Origin of the sequence: Streptomyces roseofulvus (assembly GCF_039534915.1) — a bacterium.
GTDB classification, from domain to species: Bacteria; Actinomycetota; Actinomycetes; order Streptomycetales; family Streptomycetaceae; genus Streptomyces; species Streptomyces roseofulvus.
Window position 1 is genome coordinate 1,645,183 of the sequence record NZ_BAAAWE010000001.1, and the last position, 21,484, is coordinate 1,666,666.

General features: G+C 71.8%; 17 protein-coding genes. 3 read left to right on the plus strand and 14 right to left on the minus strand.

The features are described from left to right. From alaS to ABFY03_RS07535, 3 genes are read right to left on the minus strand one after another with little or no spacing between them, the layout of a single operon-like run. Positions 1-2,670 (minus strand): alanine--tRNA ligase, encoded by a 2,670-nt coding sequence (gene alaS / locus ABFY03_RS07525; RefSeq protein WP_319009823.1) that lies wholly within the window; start codon positions 2,668-2,670, stop codon positions 1-3. Continuing rightward, the gene (locus ABFY03_RS07530) at positions 2,670-3,029 is read right to left on the minus strand and encodes a DUF6167 family protein (RefSeq protein WP_319009824.1); all 360 of its coding nucleotides are present in this window, start codon (positions 3,027-3,029) and stop codon (positions 2,670-2,672) included. The genes alaS and ABFY03_RS07530 overlap by 1 nt, the downstream gene beginning before the upstream one ends. Positions 3,030-3,035: 6 nt before the next feature. Beyond that, positions 3,036-3,515 carry a DUF948 domain-containing protein gene (locus ABFY03_RS07535; protein ID WP_346169535.1) on the minus strand — a complete coding sequence of 160 codons (480 nt, stop codon included), beginning with the start codon at positions 3,513-3,515 and terminating at the stop codon, positions 3,036-3,038. 127 nt (positions 3,516-3,642) lie between these two features. Between ABFY03_RS07535 and ABFY03_RS07540 the strand changes: the two genes are divergently transcribed. Continuing rightward, a complete protein-coding gene (locus ABFY03_RS07540) occupies positions 3,643-5,799 on the plus strand; it encodes an ATP-binding protein (RefSeq protein ID WP_346169536.1) in 2,157 nt (718 codons plus the stop codon). 60 nt (positions 5,800-5,859) lie between these two features. Here ABFY03_RS07540 and rpsD read toward each other — a convergent pair whose 3' ends face one another. The 5 genes from rpsD to ABFY03_RS07565 form a co-directional block, all read right to left on the minus strand. Further along, entirely contained in the window at positions 5,860-6,474 is a 615-nt protein-coding gene (rpsD, locus tag ABFY03_RS07545; protein ID WP_030745475.1) for a 30S ribosomal protein S4, read from the minus strand. Positions 6,475-6,843: 369 nt separating this feature from the next. Continuing rightward, positions 6,844-8,193, minus strand: coding sequence for a replication-associated recombination protein A (locus ABFY03_RS07550; protein WP_346172212.1), 1,350 nt, complete (start codon positions 8,191-8,193; stop codon positions 6,844-6,846). Positions 8,194-8,239: 46 nt separating this feature from the next. After that, positions 8,240-8,854, minus strand: coding sequence for a vitamin K epoxide reductase family protein (locus ABFY03_RS07555; protein ID WP_319009827.1), 615 nt, complete (start codon positions 8,852-8,854; stop codon positions 8,240-8,242). A gap of 208 nt (positions 8,855-9,062) precedes the next feature. Beyond that, entirely contained in the window at positions 9,063-10,325 is a 1,263-nt protein-coding gene (gene hisS / locus ABFY03_RS07560; protein ID WP_319009828.1) for a histidine--tRNA ligase, read from the minus strand. Positions 10,326-10,335: 10 nt separating this feature from the next. After that, on the minus strand, positions 10,336-11,043 hold the full coding sequence (locus tag ABFY03_RS07565; protein WP_346169537.1) for an MBL fold metallo-hydrolase: 708 nt from the start codon (positions 11,041-11,043) through the stop codon (positions 10,336-10,338). A 154-nt stretch (positions 11,044-11,197) separates the two neighbouring features. Between ABFY03_RS07565 and ABFY03_RS07570 the strand changes: the two genes are divergently transcribed. Both ABFY03_RS07570 and ABFY03_RS07575 read left to right on the plus strand, forming a co-directional pair. Further along, positions 11,198-11,950, plus strand: a complete 753-nt coding sequence (locus tag ABFY03_RS07570) for a peptidylprolyl isomerase (RefSeq protein ID WP_319009830.1) — start codon at positions 11,198-11,200, stop codon at positions 11,948-11,950. 227 nt (positions 11,951-12,177) lie between these two features. Continuing rightward, a complete protein-coding gene (locus ABFY03_RS07575) occupies positions 12,178-13,407 on the plus strand; it encodes a DUF349 domain-containing protein (protein WP_319009831.1) in 1,230 nt (409 codons plus the stop codon). A 76-nt stretch (positions 13,408-13,483) separates the two neighbouring features. Here the strand turns inward: ABFY03_RS07575 and ABFY03_RS07580 are convergent, their stop codons facing one another. From ABFY03_RS07580 to ruvB, 6 genes are all read right to left on the minus strand, one after another. Further along, positions 13,484-15,934, minus strand: coding sequence for a RelA/SpoT family protein (locus ABFY03_RS07580; RefSeq protein WP_346169538.1), 2,451 nt, complete (start codon positions 15,932-15,934; stop codon positions 13,484-13,486). 244 nt (positions 15,935-16,178) lie between these two features. Then, entirely contained in the window at positions 16,179-16,730 is a 552-nt protein-coding gene (locus ABFY03_RS07585) for an adenine phosphoribosyltransferase (protein ID WP_319009833.1), read from the minus strand. Further along, on the minus strand, positions 16,727-17,800 hold the full coding sequence (gene secF / locus ABFY03_RS07590; RefSeq protein WP_319009834.1) for a protein translocase subunit SecF: 1,074 nt from the start codon (positions 17,798-17,800) through the stop codon (positions 16,727-16,729). The genes ABFY03_RS07585 and secF overlap by 4 nt, the downstream gene beginning before the upstream one ends. A 1-nt stretch (position 17,801) precedes the next feature. Beyond that, complete coding sequence (gene secD, locus ABFY03_RS07595; RefSeq protein ID WP_346169539.1) at positions 17,802-19,595, minus strand: protein translocase subunit SecD; 1,794 nt, start codon at positions 19,593-19,595, stop codon at positions 17,802-17,804. 147 nt (positions 19,596-19,742) lie between these two features. Beyond that, on the minus strand, positions 19,743-20,180 hold the full coding sequence (gene yajC, locus ABFY03_RS07600) for a preprotein translocase subunit YajC (RefSeq protein WP_031005525.1): 438 nt from the start codon (positions 20,178-20,180) through the stop codon (positions 19,743-19,745). A gap of 202 nt (positions 20,181-20,382) precedes the next feature. Continuing rightward, the gene (ruvB, locus tag ABFY03_RS07605; RefSeq protein ID WP_346169540.1) at positions 20,383-21,462 is read right to left on the minus strand and encodes a Holliday junction branch migration DNA helicase RuvB; all 1,080 of its coding nucleotides are present in this window, start codon (positions 21,460-21,462) and stop codon (positions 20,383-20,385) included. Positions 21,463-21,484: the final 22 nt, after the last annotated feature.

Sequence of the window (21,484 nt, forward strand, 5' to 3'; positions counted from 1 at the left end):
TCACGCCGTCTCCACCACGAGGCGCTCGACGGCGGCGATGGCCTCGCCGACGGCCTCCGGGTTCTGGCCGCCGCCCTGGGCGACGTCCGGCTTGCCGCCGCCACCGCCGCCGAGGGTCTTGGCGGCGGTGCGGACCAGCTCGCCGGCCTTGAGGCCGCGCTCGCGGGCGGCCTCGTTGGTGGCGATGACCGTCAGCGGCTTGCCGTTGGCCGTGGTGAAGAGGGCGACGACGGCCGGGCGGTCGGAGGGGATCCGGCCGCGCACGTCGAGGACCAGCCTGCGCAGGTCGTCGGCGCCGGTGCCGTCCGGGACCTGGCCGGTGACCAGGGCGAGACCGCGGATGTCCTTGGCGGAGTCGACCAGGCCGGCGGCGGCCTGGAGGACCTTCTCCGCGCGGAACTTCTCGATCTCCTTCTCGGCGTCCTTCAGCTTGCCGAGCATCGAGGAGATCTTCTCCGGCAGCTCCTCCGGGCGGCCCTTGACCAGCTCCTGGAGCTGGGCGACGACCGTGTGCTCCTTGGCGAGGAAGTTGTACGCGTCGACGCCGACCAGGGCCTCGATGCGGCGCACGCCGGAGCCGATGGAGGACTCGCCGAGCAGCTTCACCAGACCCAGCTGGGCGGTGTTGTGGACGTGGGTGCCGCCGCACAGCTCCTTGGAGAAGTCGCCGATGGTGACGACGCGGACCTGCTCGCCGTACTTCTCGCCGAACTCGGCGATGGCGCCCTGGCGCTTGGCCTCGTCGATCGGCATGACCTCGGCGTGCACCTCCAGCTCGCGCGCCAGGACCTCGTTGATCTTCTGCTCGACGTCCATGAGGACCGTGCCGGGGACGGCGTTCGGCGAACCGAAGTCGAAGCGGAAGCGGCCGGGCTGGTTCTCGGAACCGGCCTGGGCGGCCGTCGGGCCGAGGGCGTCGCGCAGCGCCTGGTGGGTCAGGTGGGTGGCCGAGTGGGCGCGGGCGATGGCCCGGCGGCGGCGCACGTCGATGGTGGCGTAGGCGGTGGAGCCGACGGTCACCTCGCCGACCTGCACCGAGCCCTTGTGCACCGAGACGCCCGGGACGGGCTGCTGCACGTCGCGGACCTCGATGACGGCACCGGAGTGCAGCCGGATCCGGCCCTGGTCGGCGATCTGGCCGCCGCCCTCGGCGTAGAAGGGGGTGCGGTCGAGGACGACCTCGATCTCGTCGCCCTCGGAGGCGGCCGGCGACGGGACGCCGTTCACCAGCAGGCCGACGACCGTGGACTCGCCCTCGGTGTTGGTGTAGCCGGTGAACTGGGTGGCGCCGGAGGTGTCGGCGATCTCGCGGTAGGCGGAGACGTCGGCGTGGCCGGTCTTCTTGGCCTTGGCGTCGGCCTTGGCGCGGTCCCGCTGCTCCTGCATCAGGCGGCGGAAGCCGGCCTCGTCCACGGAGAGGCCCTGCTCGGCGGCCATCTCCAGGGTGAGGTCGATCGGGAAGCCCCAGGTGTCGTGGAGCAGGAAGGCCTTCTCGCCGGCGAGGACCGTGCCGCCGGCGGCCTTGGTCTCGGTGACGGCGGTGTCGAGGATGTTGGTGCCGCCCTTGAGGGCCTTCAGGAACGCGGCCTCCTCGGCGAGGGCGACCGTCTCGATCCGCTTGCGGTCGGTCTCCAGCTCCGGGTACTGCTCGCCCATGGTCCTGATGACCGTGTCGACGAGCTCGCCGACGACCGGGCCGGTGGCGCCGAGCAGGCGCATGTTGCGGACGGCGCGGCGCATGATGCGGCGGAGCACGTAGCCGCGGCCCTCGTTGCCCGGCGTGACGCCGTCGCCGATGAGCATCACGGAGGTGCGCATGTGGTCGGCGACCACGCGCAGCGAGACGTCGCTGTCGTGGGCCTTGCCGTAGGCGACGCCGGTGAGCTCGGTGGCCTTGTCGATGACGACCTTGAGGGTGTCCGTCTCGTACATGTTCTGGACGCCCTGGAGGATCATCGCCAGGCGCTCCAGGCCGAGGCCCGTGTCGATGTTCTTCGACGGGAGCTCGCCGAGGATCGGGAAGTCCTCCTTGCCGGAGCCCTCGCCGCGCTCGTACTGCATGAAGACCAGGTTCCAGATCTCCACGTACCGCTCGTCGTTGACGGCCGGGCCGCCCTCGACGCCGAACTCGGGGCCGCGGTCGTAGTTGATCTCGGAGCACGGGCCGCAGGGTCCGGGGACGCCCATCGACCAGTAGTTGTCCTTCTTGCCGAGGCGCTGGATGCGCTCGGCCGGGACGCCGACGACGTCGCGCCAGATGCGCTCGGCCTCGTCGTCCTCCAGGTAGACGGTGATCCAGAGCTTCTCCGGCTCCAGCCCGTAGCCGCCGTGCTCCACCGGGGTGGTCAGCAGCTCCCAGGCGAGCTTGATGGCGCCTTCCTTGAAGTAGTCGCCGAAGGAGAAGTTGCCGCACATCTGGAAGAACGTGCCGTGGCGGGTGGTCTTGCCGACCTCTTCGATGTCCGGGGTGCGGACGCACTTCTGCACGCTGGAGGCGCGCGTGAAGGGCGGCTTGACCTCACCCAGGAAGTAGGGCTTGAACGGCACCATGCCGGCGGGGACGAGCAGCAGAGTCGGGTCGTCCGCGATGAGCGACGCCGAAGGGACGACGGTGTGCCCGCGCTCCTCGAAGAAGCTCAGCCAGCGGCGGCGGATTTCAGCCGACTCCATCAGTGGTCCTCATTCCGGTTGTACGAGATCGTGCGCGAGGGACGCGACGAGAACGTGGTCGTGGTCTTGTTCGGGGTCGGGCCGAGGGCGGCCCGGCGGCGGGGCTCCGGGAGCTCCCGGTCCGCGGGAGGCGCCGCGTCGAGGCCGAGCGCCTCGCCCAGCTCCGCCTCGCGCTGGACCATGCCCGCCCTCACGTCGAGGGCGAAGTCCTTGAGCCGGTGGCCCGCCTCGATCGCCTTGTTCGCGGCCTGGGCCGCGAGGGACTCGGGGGTCAGCTGCTGGATCCTGCGGTTGACCTTGGTGGTGGCCCAGACGCCGGCGGCTGCGCCGGCCGTGAACCAGAACGTGCGGCGGAACATCGCGGCTCAGCCCTTCTGCTTCCGGCGCCGTGCGCGGGGCACGGTACGGCCGACGATCACGGTACGGCGCCCCGTGGCGGGCGCCGCCTCCTCGCGGTCCCGGCCGCGGCCGAGCGCCCTGCGGACCCCGTACCCGAACGCGGCGACCTTGACGAGCGGGCCGCCGAAGGTGGAGGCGACGGTCGTCGAGAGCGCGGAGGCGTTGGCGGTGACCTCCTGGACGTCCGAGGCGATGGCGTCGACCCGGTCGAGCTGGGTCTGTGCCGAGCGGACGGTCGCCGACGCGTCGGCGAGCAGGGGAACGGCCTGCTCGGTCACGTCCGCCACGAGTCTGGTGGTCGCCCGGAGCGTCTGCGCCAGCCTCGCCAGCACCACGGCGAGGAAGGAGACGAGGATCGCCCAGAACACGGCCACCAGGATGCCGGCAACCTCTCCACCGGTCACTGCGCACCGCTCTCTGCTGTCGTCATCGGTCGTTCGGGTCATGCGAAAAAGTAGTCCCCCGACCCTATCGCGCCCGGGCTGTCACGCCGTACCGCATTACCGCCCGTGAGGCGGGAGTGACGCGATCAGATTGTACGGAGCGCGCGCGGATGAGTACGCTCCGTGTCCCATGCGACGCAGCAATCTCCCGGCGGAGCTCAACCGGTTCGTGGGCCGGGCCGACGAGCAGGCCGAACTGGCAGCGCTCCTGGCCGAATCACGTCTCGTCACGGTCCTCGGCGTGGGCGGTGTGGGGAAGACCCGGCTGGCTCTGAGGACCGCCGCGGCGGTGCAGAAACGCTACAGCGACGAGGTGCGGCTGGCGGAGCTGGCCCCGCTGCGCGACCCGGCGCTGGTCGAGCACGCCGTCGTCGAGGCGCTCGGCCTGACCGACCACACCCGTCGTCCCCCGCGCGAGGTCCTGTTCGACCACCTCGCCGAGCGCCGGTTGCTCCTGGTCATCGACGGCTTCGAGCACCTGGTGGACGTCTGCGCCCCGCTCGTCCACGAGCTGCTCGCGGCGGCCCCCGGGCTGACCGTCCTGGCCACCGGCCGCCGCCCGCTGCGGATCCCCGGCGAGACGGTGCTGACGCTGGCGCCGATGGGCGAGCCGGACGCGCTGACGCTGCTCGCCGAGCGGGCCGCCCGGGCCGGCGCACCCGCCCTCGCGGACGACGCGTCGGTACGGGAGCTGTGCCGGCGGCTCGACGGGATCCCGCTCGCGCTGGAACTGGCGGCGGGACGCCTGCCGCTGCTCTCCGTGGAGCAGCTGCTGGCCCGGCTCGACGACCGCTTCCGGCTGCTCGGCGACGGCGGGCGCGGGACCCTCCCCCGCCACCAGACGCTGCGCACCGCCATCGGCTGGAGCCACGAGCTGTGCACGCCGGAGGAGCGGCTGCTCTGGGCGCGGCTCTCGGTCTTCGCCGGTCCGTTCGACCTGGAGGCCGTGGAGTACGTGTGCGGGGGCACCGGTCTGCCGCAGGACGGGATCCTCGACCTGCTGGGCGGGCTGCTCGCGCAGTCGCTGGTGACCCGGGAGGACACGGCGGCGGGCCCGGGCTACCGGATGCTGGACACGGTGGCGGCGTACGGGGCGGAGTGGCTGGCGGCGCTCGGGGACACCGAGCGGATGCGGCGGCGGCACCGCGACTGGTACATGGGCCTGGCGACCTGGTGCGAGCTGGAGTGGTTCAGCCCCCGGCAGGCGGAGGTGGCGGCGCGGACGGCCGCGGCGCTGCCGAACCTGCGGGCGGCGCTGGACGTGTGCCTGGAATCGCCGGACGACGCCCACCTGGCCCAGCACCTGGCGGGGACGCTCTGGTTCGCCTGGGTGGGCTGCGGGCGGCTGTCGGAGGGGCGGCACTGGCTCGACCGGGCGCTGGCGCTCGACTCCGGGCACGAGGAGGCGCGGCTGAAGGCGCTGTGGGTGCTCGGCTACGTGGCGGTCCTGCAGGGCGACCCGACGGCGGCGGTGGCCGCGCTGCACAGCTGCCGGGAGCGGGCCCGGGCCTCCCGGAACCGGCTGGCGGAGGCGTACGCGACGCACCGGCTGGGCTGTCTGGCGCTGCTCTCCGACGACTTCCCGCGCGCCGAGGAGCTGCTGGGCCGGGCCCTCGACGCGTACGGCGAGCTGGGCGAGCTGAACAGCAACGTGCTCATGGGCCAGGTGGAGCTGGCCATGGCGCGGGCCTTCCGGGGCGACCTGGAGGGGGCGACGGCGATCTGCCGGGAGGTGCGGGAGGTCTGCGAGGAGCGCGGGGAGCGCTGGACGCGGGCGTACGCGCTCTATGTGCTGGCGTACTCGGCGTGGACGCGGGACGCGCTCCCGGAGGCGCGGGAGCTGCTGGTGGAGTGCGTGACGATCAACCACCTCTTCCGCGACCTGGTGGGGGTGGTACTGGCGCTGGAGCTGCTGGCGCTGGTGACGGTGAGCGAGGGCGATCCGGTGGAGGCGGCGGTGCTCCAGGGCGCGGCGCTGCCGGTGTGGGACGCGGTGGGGATCCAGCTGTTCGGGTCGGGCTCCTTCGACGGGCCGCGGGCGCTGTGCGCGGGGCGGGCGGTGGCGGAGCTGGGCGCCGAGCGGTACGAGGAGGCGTTCCGGCTGGGCCAGGGGCTGTCGCTGGACGAGACGGTGGAGCGGGCGGTGGCCGACCGGTCGGGCGCGGTCACGGGCGGGCGGCCCGGGGTGGCGGCGCCGCGGCCGTTCCGCACCGCGCGTCCGGTGGTGCCGGGAACGCGGAAGCCCGCCGGCTCCCCCACCGGAAAGGGCGGGGAAGCGGCGGGCTGAACACCGCGGGGGTGAATCCCCCAGCGCTGCCGCTGGGAGGTGCACCCATCGGCCGCTGGATCAGCGGGCGTAGTACTCGACGACCAGCTGCTCGTCGCAGATGACCGGGATCTCCTTGCGGTTCGGCTCGCGGTCCAGGCGGAAGGCCAGGGCCTTCAGGTTGACCTGGAGGTAGCGCGGGGTCTCGCCGTCGGGGGCGAAGCCACCCTCGCGGGCGACCTGGAACAGGGTCTTCGCGCGGGACTTCTCGCGGACCATCACGACGTCGTCGGGACGGACGCGGAAGGACGGCTTGTCGACCTTGCCACCGTTGACCTGGATGTGGCCGTGGACGACCATCTGACGGGCCTGGTAGATGGTGCGGGCGATGCCCGAACGCAGGACCAGGGCGTCGAGACGGCGCTCGAGCTCGACGACCAGCGCCTCGCCCGTCTTGCCCTCGGCCTTCTTGGCGCGGTCGTAGGCGCGCGCCATCTGGCGCTCGCTGATGTCGTACTGGGCACGCAGACGCTGCTTCTCGAGCAGACGGACCTTGTAGTCCGAGTTCTGCTTGCGGCCGCGGCCGTGCTCGCCCGGCGGGTAGGGACGGGCCTCGAAGTACTTGACGGCCTTCGGCGTCAGCGCGATGCCGAGGGCACGCGACTTCTTGACCTTGGGGCGGGCCTGGTTCGCCATGAACCAACCTCTCTATCTGAACGAATACGGCTTCACCAGTGGTTAGGGAGGTCGCAATCCGCAGCCGGGAAAACCCGCCGGGTCCACGAGGGACCTGTCGGGCAGCCGCTTCCCGGTCTGGGCACGTACGTGCAGCACGCGAACGACCCACCGCCGGTCCCGGAAAGCCGGGGGGTGGTGGGTGGCACGCGACACCATTCGAGGTGCGCGACGCTCCTGGAAACCCTGCCCGGGGGCCGGGTCTCCTGCTGACTGTCCCGCTCTGGTGGTGCCGGCCTGGGCCGGACACGGGACGCAGCGATCCCGACCAGTGTACCGGCTCCCCGGGGCGCCGCCGTCTCGGCCCCCGGGCCGCCGGCCCGGGCTCGGTCAGCCGTCGCCCTTCAGGCGCTCGCGGACCTTCTCCACCACGTCCGCGTAGCGGGCCTCGGCGCCGTAGCGGGTGGGCTCGTAGTACCGCTTGCCGTGGAGGGCGTCGGGGGCGTACTGCTGGGCGGCGATCGCGCCGGGCACGTCGTGCGGGTAGACGTACCCCTGGGCGTGGCCGAGCTTGGCGGCGCCCTTGTAGTGGCCGTCGCGCAGGTGGGGCGGGACGGGGCCGGCCAGGCCGTTCCGCACGTCCTCTCGGGCGGCGAAGATCGCGTTGGTCGCCGCGTTGGACTTCGGGGCCAGGGCGAGGGCGATGGTGGCGTGGCTGAGGGTGAGGGCCGCCTCGGGGAAGCCGATCATGGCGACGGCCTGGGCGGCGGCGACGGCGAGCGGCAGGGCCTGCGGGTCGGCGAGGCCGATGTCCTCGCTGGCGGAGATCATCAGGCGGCGGGCGATGAAGCGGGGGTCCTCCCCCGCCTCGATCATGCGGGCCAGGTAGTGCAGGGCCGCGTCGACGTCGGAGCCGCGGATGGACTTGATGAGGGCGCTGGCGACGTCGTAGTGCTGGTCGCCGTCCCGGTCGTACGTGACTGCGGCCCGGTCGACCGCCTCCTCGACGGTCTGGAGGGTGATCTCCCGCTCCCCCTTGGCGAGGGCGCCGCCGGCGGCGGCCTCCAGGGCGGTGAGGGCGCGCCGGGCGTCGCCGCCGGCGATCCGCAGCAGGTGGGCGCGGGCGTCGTCGAGGAGCTCGACGGCGCCGCCGAGGCCGCGCTCCTCGGTGACGGCCCGGTCCATGAGGCCGCTGAGGTCCTCGTCGGTGAGGGGCTCCAGGGTGAGGAGCAGGGAGCGGGAGAGGAGCGGGGAGATCACCGAGAAGTACGGGTTCTCGGTGGTGGCGGCGATGAGGGTGACCCAGCGGTTCTCGACGGCGGGCAGCAGGGAGTCCTGCTGGGCCTTGGAGAAGCGGTGGATCTCGTCGAGGAAGAGGACGGTCTCCTTGCCGTAGCCGCCGGAGGCGCGGCGGGCGCCGTCGATGACGGCCCGGACCTCCTTGACGCCGGCGGTGATCGCGGAGAGCTCGACGAAGCGCTTGTCGGTGGCCTTGGAGACCACGTACGCGAGGGTGGTCTTGCCGATGCCGGGCGGGCCCCAGAGGATCACCGAGGAGGCGCCGGCCGGGCCGGTGCCCTCCCCGACGAGCCGCCGCAGCGGCGAGCCGGGCTTGAGCAGGTGCCGCTGGCCCACCACCTCGTCGAGGGTGCGGGGGCGCATCCGGACCGCCAGCGGGCTGCTGGACGGGTCCTTCTCCTGGCGTTCTTCGGCGGCTGCGGTAAAGAGGTCGGGCTCCACGTCCATGAAGCCTAGGTCACGCCACCGACAAGCCGGGCCGGAGCGGTCACCCGGTCCAGAAGTCCCACCAGCGGGTGAGGACCAGCATGCCGATGATCCCGAGGTGCAGGACGGGCAGGACCCAGGTGAACTCGGCGAAGAAGGTCCGCACGCCGGCCGGGGCGGGGACGACTCCCGAGCGGACGTTGTGCGAGGTCACGTACCAGAACATGACGATGGTGGCGGCCCAGGCGAGGCAGCACCACAGGCAGAGCGAGTTGATCTCGTACAGGGACTGCTGCATCAGCCAGGTGCAGAAGCCGACGCCGAAGAGGGTGCCGGCGTTGAGGCCGAGCCAGTACCAGCGGCGGTAGCGGGCGCCGGCGAGGAGGCCGACGCCGATGGCGATCACCATGGCGTAGGTGACCAGGCCGAGCATGGGGTTGGGGAAGCCGAAGACCGACGCCTGCTCGCTCTTCATGATGTTGCCGCAGGACACGATGGGGTTCAGGCTGCACCCGGGGACGAAGTTCGGGTCCTCCAGGAGCTTGAACTTGTCGAGGGTGATGACCCAGGCGGCGAGCAGCCCGGCCGCCCCGGTGATCACCAGGAGCCAGGCGAGGCCCTTGCTCGCGCCGATGGTGCCCGCCGTACCCGTCGTCTCCGCGTCGGCTTTCGTCATGCCTGTCGCCTTCTCGTTCGCTCGCCGGCCTTGTGGCCACGGACATTCTGCAACAAGGGGTATACGGGTCGGCGTTCGCAGGAGGTAAGGGCCGGAGGTCCCGGGACGGCGCCCGGCGGTCCCGGACGGCGTGTCCGGCGGGGTGGACCGACGCGGGAGGGGCCCGGCCCGCACGTGGCGGACCGGGCCCCTCCCCCGGTGCGAAGGCTCAGCCGAGCAGGGCGCGGACGGCGTCCAGGACGCCGTCCAGGGCGACCGGGCGCTGCTCGCCGGACTCCATGTCCTTGACCTGGACCACGCCCTCGGCGAGGTCGCGCTCGCCGGCGACCAGGGCGATCCGGGCGCCGGAGCGGTTGGCGTCCTTCATCGCGCCCTTGAGGCCCTTGCCGCCGAAGGAGAAGTCGGCGGCGACGCCGGCCCGGCGCAGCTCGGTGACCTTGCCGAAGAGGACGCGGCGCGCCTCCTCGCCGAGGGCCACCGCGAAGACGCTGGTGGTGGCGGGCAGGTCCAGCTCGACGCCCTCCGCCTCCAGCGCGAGGACGGTCCGGTCGACGCCGAGCGCCCAGCCGACGGACGGCAGCGAGGGGCCGCCGATCATCTCGGAGAGGCCGTCGTAGCGGCCGCCGCCGCCGACGGCGGACTGCGAGCCGAGGCCGTCGTGGACGAACTCGAAGGTGGTCCGGGTGTAGTAGTCGAGGCCGCGGACCAGCTTCGGGTCGTCCTCGAAGACGACTCCGGCGGCGGTGATCAGCTCGCGGACCTGCTCGTGGTACGCCTTGCAGGCGTCGCACAGGTAGTCGCGGAGCAGCGGCGCGTCGACGAGCTGCTTCTGCACGTCGGACCGCTTGTCGTCGAGGACCCGCAGCGGGTTGACCTCGGCGCGGCGCAGGGTCTCCTCGTCGAGGTCGAGACCGCGCAGGAAGGTCTGCAGGGCCTCGCGGTAGACGGGGCGGCACTCCTTGTCGCCGAGCGAGTTCAGCAGGATGCGGAAGTTCCGCAGGCCGAGCGAGCGGTAGGCCTCGTCGGCCAGGATGATCAGCTCGGCGTCCAGGGCCGGGTCCTCGGCGCCGATCGCCTCGGCGCCGACCTGCGAGAAGTGGCGGTAGCGGCCCTTCTGCGGGCGCTCGTACCGGTAGTACGAGCCCGAGTACCAGAGCTTGACCGGCAGGTTGCCCTGCTTGTGCAGGCTGGCCTCCAGGGCCGCGCGCAGCACGGAGGCGGTGCCCTCGGGACGGAGGGCCAGCTTGCTGCCGCCCTTGGTCTCGAAGGCGTACATCTCCTTGGTCACGATGTCGGTGGACTCGCCGACGCCGCGCGCGAAGAGGTTCACGTCCTCGAAGCCGGGGGTCTCGACGTAGCCGTAGCCGGCCCGTCGCACCGGGGCGGCGATGGCGTCCCGTACCGCGAGGTAGGCCGCGGAGAACGGCGGGATCAGGTCGTACGTGCCCTTGGGGGCCTTGAAGGTGCTCACGGAAGTCTCGTCACATTCCTCGTCGGGGAGCCTGTTCGCTCCCGAGGCCGGAGGCCACCTGCCGCAGATACGGGTTGGTGGCGCGCTCCTGGCCGATGGTCGTCTGGGGACCGTGGCCGGACAGGACGACGGTCGAGTTGTCGAGCGGCAGGACCACACGGGTCAGCGACGCGAGCATCTCGTCCATGTCACCGCCGGGCAGGTCGGTGCGGCCGATGGAGCCGGCGAACAGCAGGTCGCCGGAGAAGAACACGGAGGGGATCTCCGAGGTCTCCGGCGTCCGGAAGGTCACCGACCCCTTGGTATGGCCCGGCGCGTGGGCGACCGAGAAGTCCATGCCCGCGAGCTTCAGCGCGGCCCCGTCGGTGAGCTCGTGCACGTCGTTCGGCTCGCCGACGGTCAGCTCGCCCATGAGCGGCATCCCGATGGAGCGGCCGAGGGCCTTCTCCGGGTCGCTCATCATGTACCGGTCGGCGGGGTGGATCCACGCGGGTACGTCATGGGCGCCGCAGACCGGGACGACGGAGGCGACGTGGTCGATGTGGCCATGGGTGAGGACCACCGCGACGGGCTTGAGCCGATGCTTCTTCAGCGTCTCCTCGACTCCCTGGGCGGCCTGGTGGCCCGGGTCGATGATGACGCACTCCTCGCCTGCGGCGGGGGCGACCACGTAGCAGTTGGTGCCCCAGGCCCCGGCGGGGAACCCGGCAATCAGCACGATCGTCCTTCTGTGTCGTCCGGCAGTGGGCTGCGGTCTCGCGGAATGCAGCAGATCAGAGCCTACCGGCGGTGCGTATTCCACAGCCAACCCGTATACGGTACGGGCACATCCGGCCAGGACAGGAACACACGAACGAGAGGGAGCGGACCCGGTGGTCACCAGCGATCAGCGGCGGCGGCAGCTCGCCAGGGACAAGTACGCGCGCCAGCAGCAGCGACGGGCGGAGGCGCAGCGCAAGACCAAGCGGCGCAACACGGTGATCGCGGCCTCCCTCGCGGTGGTGCTCGCGGCCGGCGGCGCGGTGTACGCGTCGGTGTCGCTCCTGGGGGACGACGCCAAGAGCACCGAGACGGAGACGGCGAGCGGCGAGCCGAAGATGGCCATCGAGGCCAAGGGCACGTACGACTTCGCCCTGAAGACCAACGAGGGCGAGGTCACGATCACCATGGACGCGGCGAAGACGCCGCGGACGGTGAACTCCTTCAAGCACCTCGCCGACAAGAAGTACTTCGACGGCACGAAGTGCCACCGGCTCACCACCGCCGGGATCTTCGTCCTCCAGTGCGGCGACCCGGAGGGCACCGGCATGGGCGGCCCCGGCTACACCATCCCGGACGAGAACCTCGACGCCCTGGGCAAGCCCGGCGCCGACGGCAAGGTCACGTACAAGGCGGGCACGGTCGCCATGGCCAACACGGGGCAGCCGGGCACCGGCGGCTCGCAGTTCTTCCTCGTCTACAAGGACTCGAAGCTGCCGCCGCAGTACACCCCCTTCGGCACGATCGACGCGGCCGGGCTGAAGGCGGTCCAGAAGGTCGGCGCGGCCGGTGCCGAGGGCGGCCAGGGCGACGGCGCCCCCAAGAAGCCGGTCACCATCGAGAAGGCGACCGTCTCCGCGAAGTGAGGCGGGGCGCTCGGCAGGACGGCGGCCCGGAGGTCCGCACGCACGTGACCGTGGAATTTCGGTCGCGCTGAGTGCGGACAGCCGGGCCGCCGTTCGCCTAGATTGGCGTTGTGCGGTGCGGTCCGATCCGTCGGCCGCGCCGCGGAAGGCGGGCGAGGCCCGCCCAGGAACTGTGGACGATGCCCGGGGGTCACCACCCGTGGAGGGCATCATGGTGAGGAGGCGCTGTGAGCAGCGACCCGTGGGGCCGTGTCGACGAGACGGGCACCGTGTACGTGCGGACGGCCGAGGGTGAGAAGGTCGTCGGATCCTGGCAGGCGGGCACCCCCGAGGAGGCGCTGGCCTACTTCGAGCGCAAGTACGAGGGCCTGGTTGTCGAGATCGGCCTCCTCGAGAAGCGGGTGAAGACCACCGACCTCTCGGCGAAGGACGCCCAGGCGGCGATCGAGCACATCCGGCATCAGGTCGACGAGCACCACGTCGTCGGCGACCTGGCCGCGCTCTCCGCCCGGCTGGACAAGCTCGCGGAGTCGGTGGAGTCGCGCCGCGAGGAGCGCAAGGCGCAGAAGGCGAAGCAGGCCGACGAGGCGCGTGCCGCCAAGGAGGCGCTGGTCACCGAGGCCGAGGAGCTGGCGCAGAGCGAGCAGTGGCGGGCGGCCGGCGAGCGGCTGCGGTCGCTGGTGGACACCTGGAAGGGCCTTCCCCGGCTCGACCGGAAGTCCGACGACGAGCTGTGGCACCGCTTCTCGCACGCCCGCTCGGCCTTCTCCAAGCGCCGCAAGGCCCACTTCGCCCAGCTCGACGCGCAGCGCGAGGACGCCCGGAAGGCGAAGGAGCGTCTGGTCGCCGAGGCCGAGGCGCTGCAGAACTCGACCGACTGGGGTGCGACCGCGGCCCGCTACCGCGAGCTGATGGCCGACTGGAAGGCCGCGGGCCGGGCCCAGCGCGAGCACGAGGACGACCTGTGGAACCGCTTCCGCGGCGCCCAGGACGTCTTCTTCGCCGCCCGGTCCGGGGTCTTCGCCGAGCGTGACGCGGAGCAGACCGAGAACCTCAAGCTGAAGGAGGAGCTGGCCGCCGAGGCCGAGAAGCTGCTCCCGGTGACGGACCTGAAGGCCGCCCGCGCCGCCTTCCGCGCCGTCAACGAGCGCTGGGAGGCCATCGGCCACGTGCCGCGCGACGCCCGCCCGAAGGTGGAGGGCCGGATGCAGGCGGTGGAGCGGGCGATCCAGGAGGCCGAGGAGGCCGAGTGGCGCCGCACCAACCCGGAGGCACGCGCGCGTGCCGCGGGTCTGACCGGCCAGCTCCAGGACGCCGTCGAGAAGCTGCGCAAGCAGATCGACGCGGCCCGCGCGGCCGGCAACGACGCCAAGGCCGACAAGCTCTCCAAGGAGCTGGAGGGCCGCCAGGCCCTGCTGGACCAGGCCCTGAAGGGCCTCCAGGAGTTCGGCGGCTGAATCGGCCGAGCCGTCCGTACGGACACGAGGAAGGGCCCCCGGCGCGTGCCGGGGGCCCTTCCTCGTGCGGGTACGGCTACGGCCTGCGCGCGCTCGTCACGCGGTAGACGTCGTACACGCCCTCGACGCCGCGGACCGCCTTGAGGACGTGGCCCAGGTGCTTGGGGTCGCCCATCTCGAAGGTGAAGCGGGAGGTGGCGACGCGGTCGCGGGAGGTCTGGACGGCCGCCGAGAGGATGTTGACGTGCTGGTCCGAGAGGACCCGGGTGACGTCCGAGAGGAGCCGGGAGCGGTCCAGTGCCTCGACCTGGATGGCGACCAGGAAGACCGAGGACTGGGTCGGGGCCCACTCGACCTCCAGGATCCGCTCCGGCTCCCGGGAGAGGGAGTCGACGTTGACGCAGTCGCTCCGGTGGACGGAGACGCCGCTGCCACGGGTGACGAAGCCGATGATCGGGTCGCCGGGCACCGGGGTGCAGCAGCGGGCCAGCTTGACCCAGACGTCCTCGACGCCCTTGACGACCACGCCGGGGTCGGCGTTGGAGCGGCGCTTGGCGCGGCCGCGCGTGGGCGGCGCGGCCTCCTCGATGTCCTCGGTGGCCGCCTCCTCGCCGCCGAGCGCCTGCACCAGCTTCTGCACGATGGACTGGGCGGTGACGTGGCCCTCGCCGATCGCCGCGTACAGCGAGGAGATGTCGTTGTACCGCATCTCGTGGGCGAGGGTGACGAGCGAGTCGCCGGTGAGGATCCGCTGGATCGGCAGGTTCTGCTTGCGCATGGCCCGCGCGATGGCGTCCTTGCCCTGCTCGATGGCCTCGTCGCGGCGTTCCTTGGAGAACCAGGCGCGGATCTTGTTGCGGGCGCGCGGGGACTTGACGAAGCCCAGCCAGTCGCGGGAGGGCCCGGCGCCGGCGGCCTTGGAGGTGAAGACCTCCACCAGGTCGCCGTTGTCGAGGGTGGATTCGAGCGGCACCAGCCGGCCGTTCACCCGCGCCCCTATGGTGCGGTGGCCGACCTCGGTGTGGACGGCGTACGAGAAGTCGACCGGGGTGGCGCCGGCGGGCAGCGCGATGACGTCGCCCTTGGGCGTGAAGACGAAGACCTCGTTGCGCGAGAGGTCGAAGCGGAGGGACTCCAGGAACTCGCCCGGGTCCTCGGTCTCCTTCTGCCAGTCGAGCAGCTGGCGCAGCCACGCCATGTCGTTGAGGTGGTCGTCCTTGCCGCCGCCCTTGGGGACGTCGGTGCGGACCTTGGAGGCGCCGGCGACGGCCTCCTGCTTGTACTTCCAGTGCGCGGCGATGCCGTACTCGGCGCGGCGGTGCATGTCGAAGGTGCGGATCTGCAGCTCGACGGGCTTGCCGTTGGGGCCGATGACCGTCGTGTGCAGCGACTGGTACATGTTGAACTTCGGCATCGCGATGTAGTCCTTGAACCGGCCGGGGACCGGGTTCCATCGCGCGTGGACGGTGCCGAGGGCCGCGTAGCAGTCGCGGACGGTGTCCACGAGGACGCGGATGCCGACCAGGTCGTAGATCTCCGCGAAGTCCCGGCCGCGGACGATCATCTTCTGGTAGACGCTGTAGTAGTGCTTGGGGCGGCCGGTGACGGTCGCCTTGATGCGGGCGGCGCGCAGGTCGGCCTGGACCTCGTCGGTCACTATGGCGAGGTACTCGTCCCGCTTGGGGGCGCGCTCGGCGACGAGCCGGACGATCTCGTCGTACATCTTGGGGTAGAGGATCGCGAAGGCGAGGTCCTCCAGCTCCCACTTGATGGTGTTCATGCCCAGGCGGTGGGCCAGGGGCGCGTAGATCTCGAGGGTCTCGCGGGCCTTCTTCTCCTGCTTCTCCCGCTTGAGGTAGCGCATGGTGCGCATGTTGTGCAGGCGGTCGGCGAGCTTGATGACGAGGACCCGGGGGTCCTTGGCCATGGCGACGACCATCTTGCGGACGGTCTCGGCCTGCGCGGCCTCGCCGAACCGGACCTTGTCGAGCTTGGTGACGCCGTCGACGAGGAGCGTGACCTGGTCGCCGAAGTCGCGGCGGAGGTCCTCCAGGCCGTACTCGGTGTCCTCGACGGTGTCGTGGAGGAGGCCGGCCATCAGGGTCGCCGGGTCCATGCCGAGCTCGGCGAGGATGGTGGTGACGGCGAGCGGGTGGGTGATGTACGGGTCGCCGCTCTTGCGCTTCTGGCCGCGGTGCCAGCGCTCCGCGACCTGGTAGGCCCGCTCGATCTGGCGCAAAGTGGCCGTTTCGATCTTGGGGTCGTTGGAGCGGACGATCCGCAGGAGCGGTTCGAGGACCGGGTTGTACGGCGACGAGCGCTGCACTCCGAGCCGGGCCAGGCGGGCGCGCACCCGGTTCGAGGAGCCGCCGGAGCGGGTCGGCGCGGGGGCCGGTGCCGGAGCGGGCGCAGCAGGCTTCGGCCTGTTCTCCGCGGGCTTGTTCCGGGGCGTGCCGGTTCCCTGCGCGGCCTGGTCGGCCTGGGGGTCGGGCTGCGCGGCGGAGAGTGACTGGGCCTCGTCTGGCAAAGAGCGCTCCTCTGGGGTCCCCCCGGACGGGGTCTGGGGGAGGTCCGGGTCCCCCGGTCAGGCCCGGAAAGGCCATCGTATCGAGCCATGACGCCGCGTGCTCACGCGGCCGGGGGAAGGGACCGGGACCCGGGACCGCTTCCGCGGCCCCTTCCGGGGACGTACCGGGGCAAACGCCAGGGGCGCCCCGGGAATTCCCGGGGCGCCCCTGGCCGGAATCCGATGGATTCGTTCCGGACGCGTCTCAGACGGTGATCAGCGCGGTGAGCGGAGCCCCCCGGAGGGCGGGCTCCAGCCGGGCGCGGCCCGGGAGGAAGCCGAGCTCCATGAGGACCGCGACGCCCGCGACCTCGGCGCCGGCGCGGCGGATGAGCTCGATGGACGCCTCCGCGGTGCCGCCGGTGGCGAGGACGTCGTCGATGACCATGACGCGGTCGCCCGCGGCCAGGTCCTCGGCGTGGACCTCGATCTCGGCGGTGCCGTACTCCAGCTCGTACGCCTGGCGGAGCGTGGCCCCGGGCAGCTTGCCGGCCTTGCGGACCGGGATGAAGCCCAGGCCGGCGCGGACGGCGACCGGCGCGGCGAGGATGAAGCCGCGGGCCTCCAGGCCGACGATCTTCGTCGCGCCGTGCGCGGAGCACAGCGCGGCGAGGGCGTCGGTGAGGCCCGTGAACGCCTCCGGGTCCGCGAGCAGCGGGGTGATGTCCTTGAACAGCACGCCCGGCTTCGGGTAGTCGGGGACGTCACGGATCCGGCTGAGCAGCAGGCCGGTCACGTCCTGGGCCTCGGCCGTCACCGGCGCGGCTCCTGGGCTCGGCCGCGGCGGGCGGCACGGGGTCCGACGACGGCCGTCTCGGCCGCGCCGGTGCCCTCGTCCAGGCCGTCCTCGCCGCGGGCGGCGGCGGAGGCGCGCTTGGCCTGCACCCGCTTCCTCAGCGCCTTCATGGCCGGCTCGCGCTCCTTGAGGTCGGCGACGAGCGGGGTGGCGATGAAGATCGAGGAGTAGGCACCGGCGGCCAGACCCACGAAGAGCGACAGCGAGATGTCGTTGAGCATGCCGGCGCCGAGGACGCCGCCGCCGATGAAGAGCAGGCCCGCGACGGGCAGCAGCGCCACGACGGTGGTGTTGATGGAGCGGACCAGGGTGCCGTTGATCGAGCGGTTGGCCATCTCGCTGTAGGTGAAGCGGGTCTGCTTCGTGATGTCCTTCGTCTGCTCCTTGAGGGAGTCGAAGACGACGACGGTGTCGTACAGCGAGTAGCCGAGGATGGTCAGCAGACCGATCACCGTGCCGACCGTGACCTCGAAGCCGACCAGCGAGTAGATGCCGACCGTGATCGTGAGGTCGTGGATCAGCGCGATCAGCGCCGCGACGGCCATTCTCCACTCGAAGGCGATGGCCAGGTAGATCACCACGAGGATCATGAAGACGCCGAGGCCGGTCCACGCCTTGGTGGCGATCTGCTCGCCCCAGCTGGGGCCGACCAGCTCGGCGGCGATCTTGTCCTCGGGGACGCCCAGGTCCTTGGCCAGCTCGGTGCGGACCTGGTCGGACTGCTCGGTGTCGAGGCCGCCGACCTGGATGCGCAGGGAGCCGTTGCCGAGCTGCTGGACGATGGCGTCGTGGCCGGACGCCTCCTCCGCGTACTCGGTGGCCTGGCTGACGGTGACGTCCGTCTTCGGGGTGGTGAAGACGGCGCCGCCCTGGAACTCGATGCCCATGTTGAGGCCGCGGACGGCGAGGGCGACGATGGCCGTGATGGTGATCAGGACGGAGAGGCCGTACCAGATCTTGCGGTTCCCGATGAAGTCGTAGCCGACCTCACCGCGGTGGAGCCGGGCGCCGAGATCTCCGAGCTTCGACATCTCACGCCTCCTTCGGTTCGACGGTGCCGGCGGCGCCGGCGGCGGGGGCGGTACGACGGGTCCGGCGCAGCGGCGGCTTGGCGCCGAGGCTCTTCGGGTCCAGGCCGGACAGCTTGTGGCCGTTGCCGAAGAACTTCGTGCGGGCGAGCAGGGTCATCACCGGCTTGGTGAAGAGGAACACCACGACGACGTCGAGCAGGGTGGTCAGGCCGAGCGTGAACGCGAAGCCCTGGACCTTGCCGACGGTGACGATGAAGAGCACCGCGGCGGCGAGGAACGACACGAAGTCGGAGACCAGGATGGTCCGGCGGGCGCGCGGCCAGGCGCGCTCGACGGCCGGGCGCAGGGTGCGGCCCTCGCGGATCTCGTCGCGGATGCGCTCGAAGTACACGATGAACGAGTCGGCGGTGATGCCGATGGCGACGATGGCGCCGCAGACGGCCGGCAGGTTCAGCGCGAAGCCGATGGCCGGGCCGAGCAGGGCCATGATCACGTAGGTGAGCAGGGCGGAGACGCCGAGGCTGAGGATCGCGATGAACGACAGGCCGCGGTAGTAGACCACCAGGTAGATGACGACCAGCGCGAGGCCGATGGCGCCGGCGATGAGGCCGGCCTCCAGCTGCTCGCCGCCGAGGGCGGCGGTGACGGTGTCGACGCTCTGGGTGTCGAAGGTCAGCGGCAGCGCACCGTAGGACAGGATGTTGCCGAGGTCCTGGGCGGACTGCTGGTTGAAGTTTCCGGAGATCTCCGCGCTGGCGCTGAGCGTCTGGCGGACCGAGGGGGCCGAGACGACGTTGCCGTCGAGGACGATCGCGAAGCGGTTCTGCGGATCGGCCTGCTGGGACAGCTTGCTGGTGATCGCCTGGAACTTCTTGGAGCCCGCCTCCGTGAAGTCCATCGTCACGATCCACATGGACCGCTGCTGGTCGAGGACGCCCTTGGCGTCGTCGACGTCGCGGCCCTCGACCTCGGCCGGGCCGAGCAGGTACTTCGACCAGACGCCGGGCGCGTCCTCGCCGCAGGCCACCGTGGGCTCGGTCGGCTTGACGCCCTGGCCGGCCGCCGCGCGCACCTTCGGGTCCAGGCAGTTCATCGTGGCGAACTTCTGCTGGAGGGCGGCGGTGTCGGCGTCCGCGGACGGGGTGGGCTGCGGGGTGCCGCTCGCCTTCGGGGTGCCGTTCGCCTTCGGCGTGGCGGAGGCGCTGCCGCCGGGGGTGGGCGTGCCGGTGGCGTTCGGGGCCTTGAGGGCCTCGGAGAGCGCGCGGCCCTGGGTGGAGGCGGTGGCGGTCGGCGTGGCCGACTTCTTGTCGCCCACCGAGGCGGACGCGGAGGGCTTCGGCGTGGCCGTACCCGAGGGGGTCGCCGTCGGCGCCGGCTCGGGCGCGGCGGCCGCGACGGCGAGGACGGGCCGGAAGTAGAGCTGGGCGGTGGTGCCGACCTGCTCGCGGGCCTGCTTCTCGTTCGTCCCCTTGGGGATGTTGACGATGATGTTCTCGCGGCCCTGCGTCTGGACCTCGGCCTCGGAGACGCCGAGACCGTTGACACGGCGCTCGATGATGCCGACCGCCGTGTTCATGTTGGTCTCGTTGACCGCCGACTCCTGGCCGGGCTCCGCCTTGGCCTTGAGCGTGATCGACGTGCCGCCGGCGAGGTCGATGCCGAGGCGCGGGGTGGTGTGCCCCGACCAGAACATGCCGCCGGTGAGCGCGACCATGGCGATCAGAATGAGTGCCAGGGCGCGGCCCGGCCGGCTCTGTCCCCCCGCCGGCCTTCGGCCCTTCTTCGGTGCTGCCACCTGTCGTTTCTCCCTGTCCAAACCGTCCGGGCGCCGGGTGGGCGCACGGAGGCCACGAAGTGTGTGTGGGGACCTTCCCCCGCAGACGTCGGACCGTTCCCGGCCGCGGCCACGCCGGTGTGCGTGGGCCGCGGTGCCGGGTGCGACTTACTTCGCCTCGGTCTCGCCGTCGGCCTTGCCGTCCTTCTCGACCTCGGCCTCGGCCGCGTCCGACTTCTTGGTCAGATCGGCCTTGGGGGCCTCGTCGGCGTCGGTCAGCGAGGAGGCGTCGTCCGGGACGACGGCGCCCGCGTCGTCGGCGACGTCCTCGTCGGTGTCACCGTGGACGATCCGGTTGTACTCGGCGTCGTCGAGGACCGCACCGATGGCGTTCTTCGCGTAGACGGCGTGCACGCCGGGCGCGACCTCGAGCAGGACGGTCTCGTCCTGGATCTCCTTGACGGTGGCGTACATTCCCCCGATCGTGCGTACGCCGGTGCCGGGCTGCATCTGGTTGCGCATCTCCGCCGCCTGCTGCTGCTTCTTCTTGGCAGAGCGGGTCATCAGGAACATCGCCCCGATGAGCACGATGAACGGGAGGAGCATGCCGATGTTATTCACGGGACGGAAATCCTTCGCACGGTCACGGAGAACCCGCGGCCTGATCTTCGGGGGTGGGTACGCCGACCAGAAAGGGCGGCATCGGCGGAGTCTAGGCGAGTCCGCATCGATGGAACAACGCCCAGCATGGCACCGTGGTTCCTGGTCGTGCGAGACTCCGCGCCGTCACCCACCCGTCACAGCCGCCTCAGGAGCCGAACAGCCCCTGTTGTCCCGGTCCGGCCCCCGCCGGGCCCGCTGCCTGCGGCGGGACCAGTCCGAGGTGGGTCCATGCCGCCGGCGTGGCGACCCTGCCACGGGGCGTACGGGCCAGCAGTCCCTCGCGTACGAGGAAGGGTTCGGCGACCTCCTCGACGGTCTCGCGCTCCTCCCCCACGGCGACGGCGAGGGTGGAGAGACCGACGGGGCCGCCGCCGAAGAGCTTCAGCAGGGCCTCCAGGACCGCCCGGTCGAGGCGGTCGAGGCCGCGGCTGTCCACCTCGTACACACCGAGGGCGGCGCCGGCGATCTCCCGGGTGATCACTCCGTCGGCCCTGACCTGGGCGTAGTCGCGGACGCGGCGCAGCAGCCGGTTGGCGATGCGGGGGGTGCCGCGGGAGCGGCCGGCGATCTCGGCGGCGCCGGCGGGGTCGATCTCCACGTCGAGGAGCCCGGCGGAGCGGGTGACGACGCGCTCCAGCTCGTGCGGCTCGTAGAACTCCATGTGGGCGGTGAAGCCGAAGCGGTCGCGGAGCGGGGGCGGCAGCAGGCCGGCCCGGGTGGTGGCGCCGACCAGGGTGAAGGGCGGCAGGTCGAGCGGGATGGCGGTGGCGCCGGGGCCCTTGCCGACGATGACGTCGACGCGGAAGTCCTCCATCGCCATGTAGAGCATCTCCTCGGCGGGCCGGGACATCCGGTGGATCTCGTCGAGGAAGAGGATCTCGCCCTCCTGGAGGGAGGAGAGGATCGCGGCGAGGTCGCCGGCGTGCTGGATGGCGGGGCCCGAGGTGATCCTGATCGGCGCGTTCATCTCCGCGGCGATGATCATCGACAGGGTGGTCTTGCCGAGGCCGGGGGCGCCGGAGAGCAGCACGTGGTCGGCGGTGGCGCCGCGCTGGCGGGCGGCCTTGAGGACGAGGTCGAGCTGCTGGCGGACCTTCTCCTGGCCGATGAACTCGCCGAGGTCCTTCGGGCGCAGGGCGGCCTCGACGGCCTGGTCGTCGCCCTCGGCGGCGGCGCCGACGATCCGCTCCTCGTGGGCGGATGCCGTCTCGTCGTCCCAGTTCACGGTGGTGTCTTCCTTCGTACGG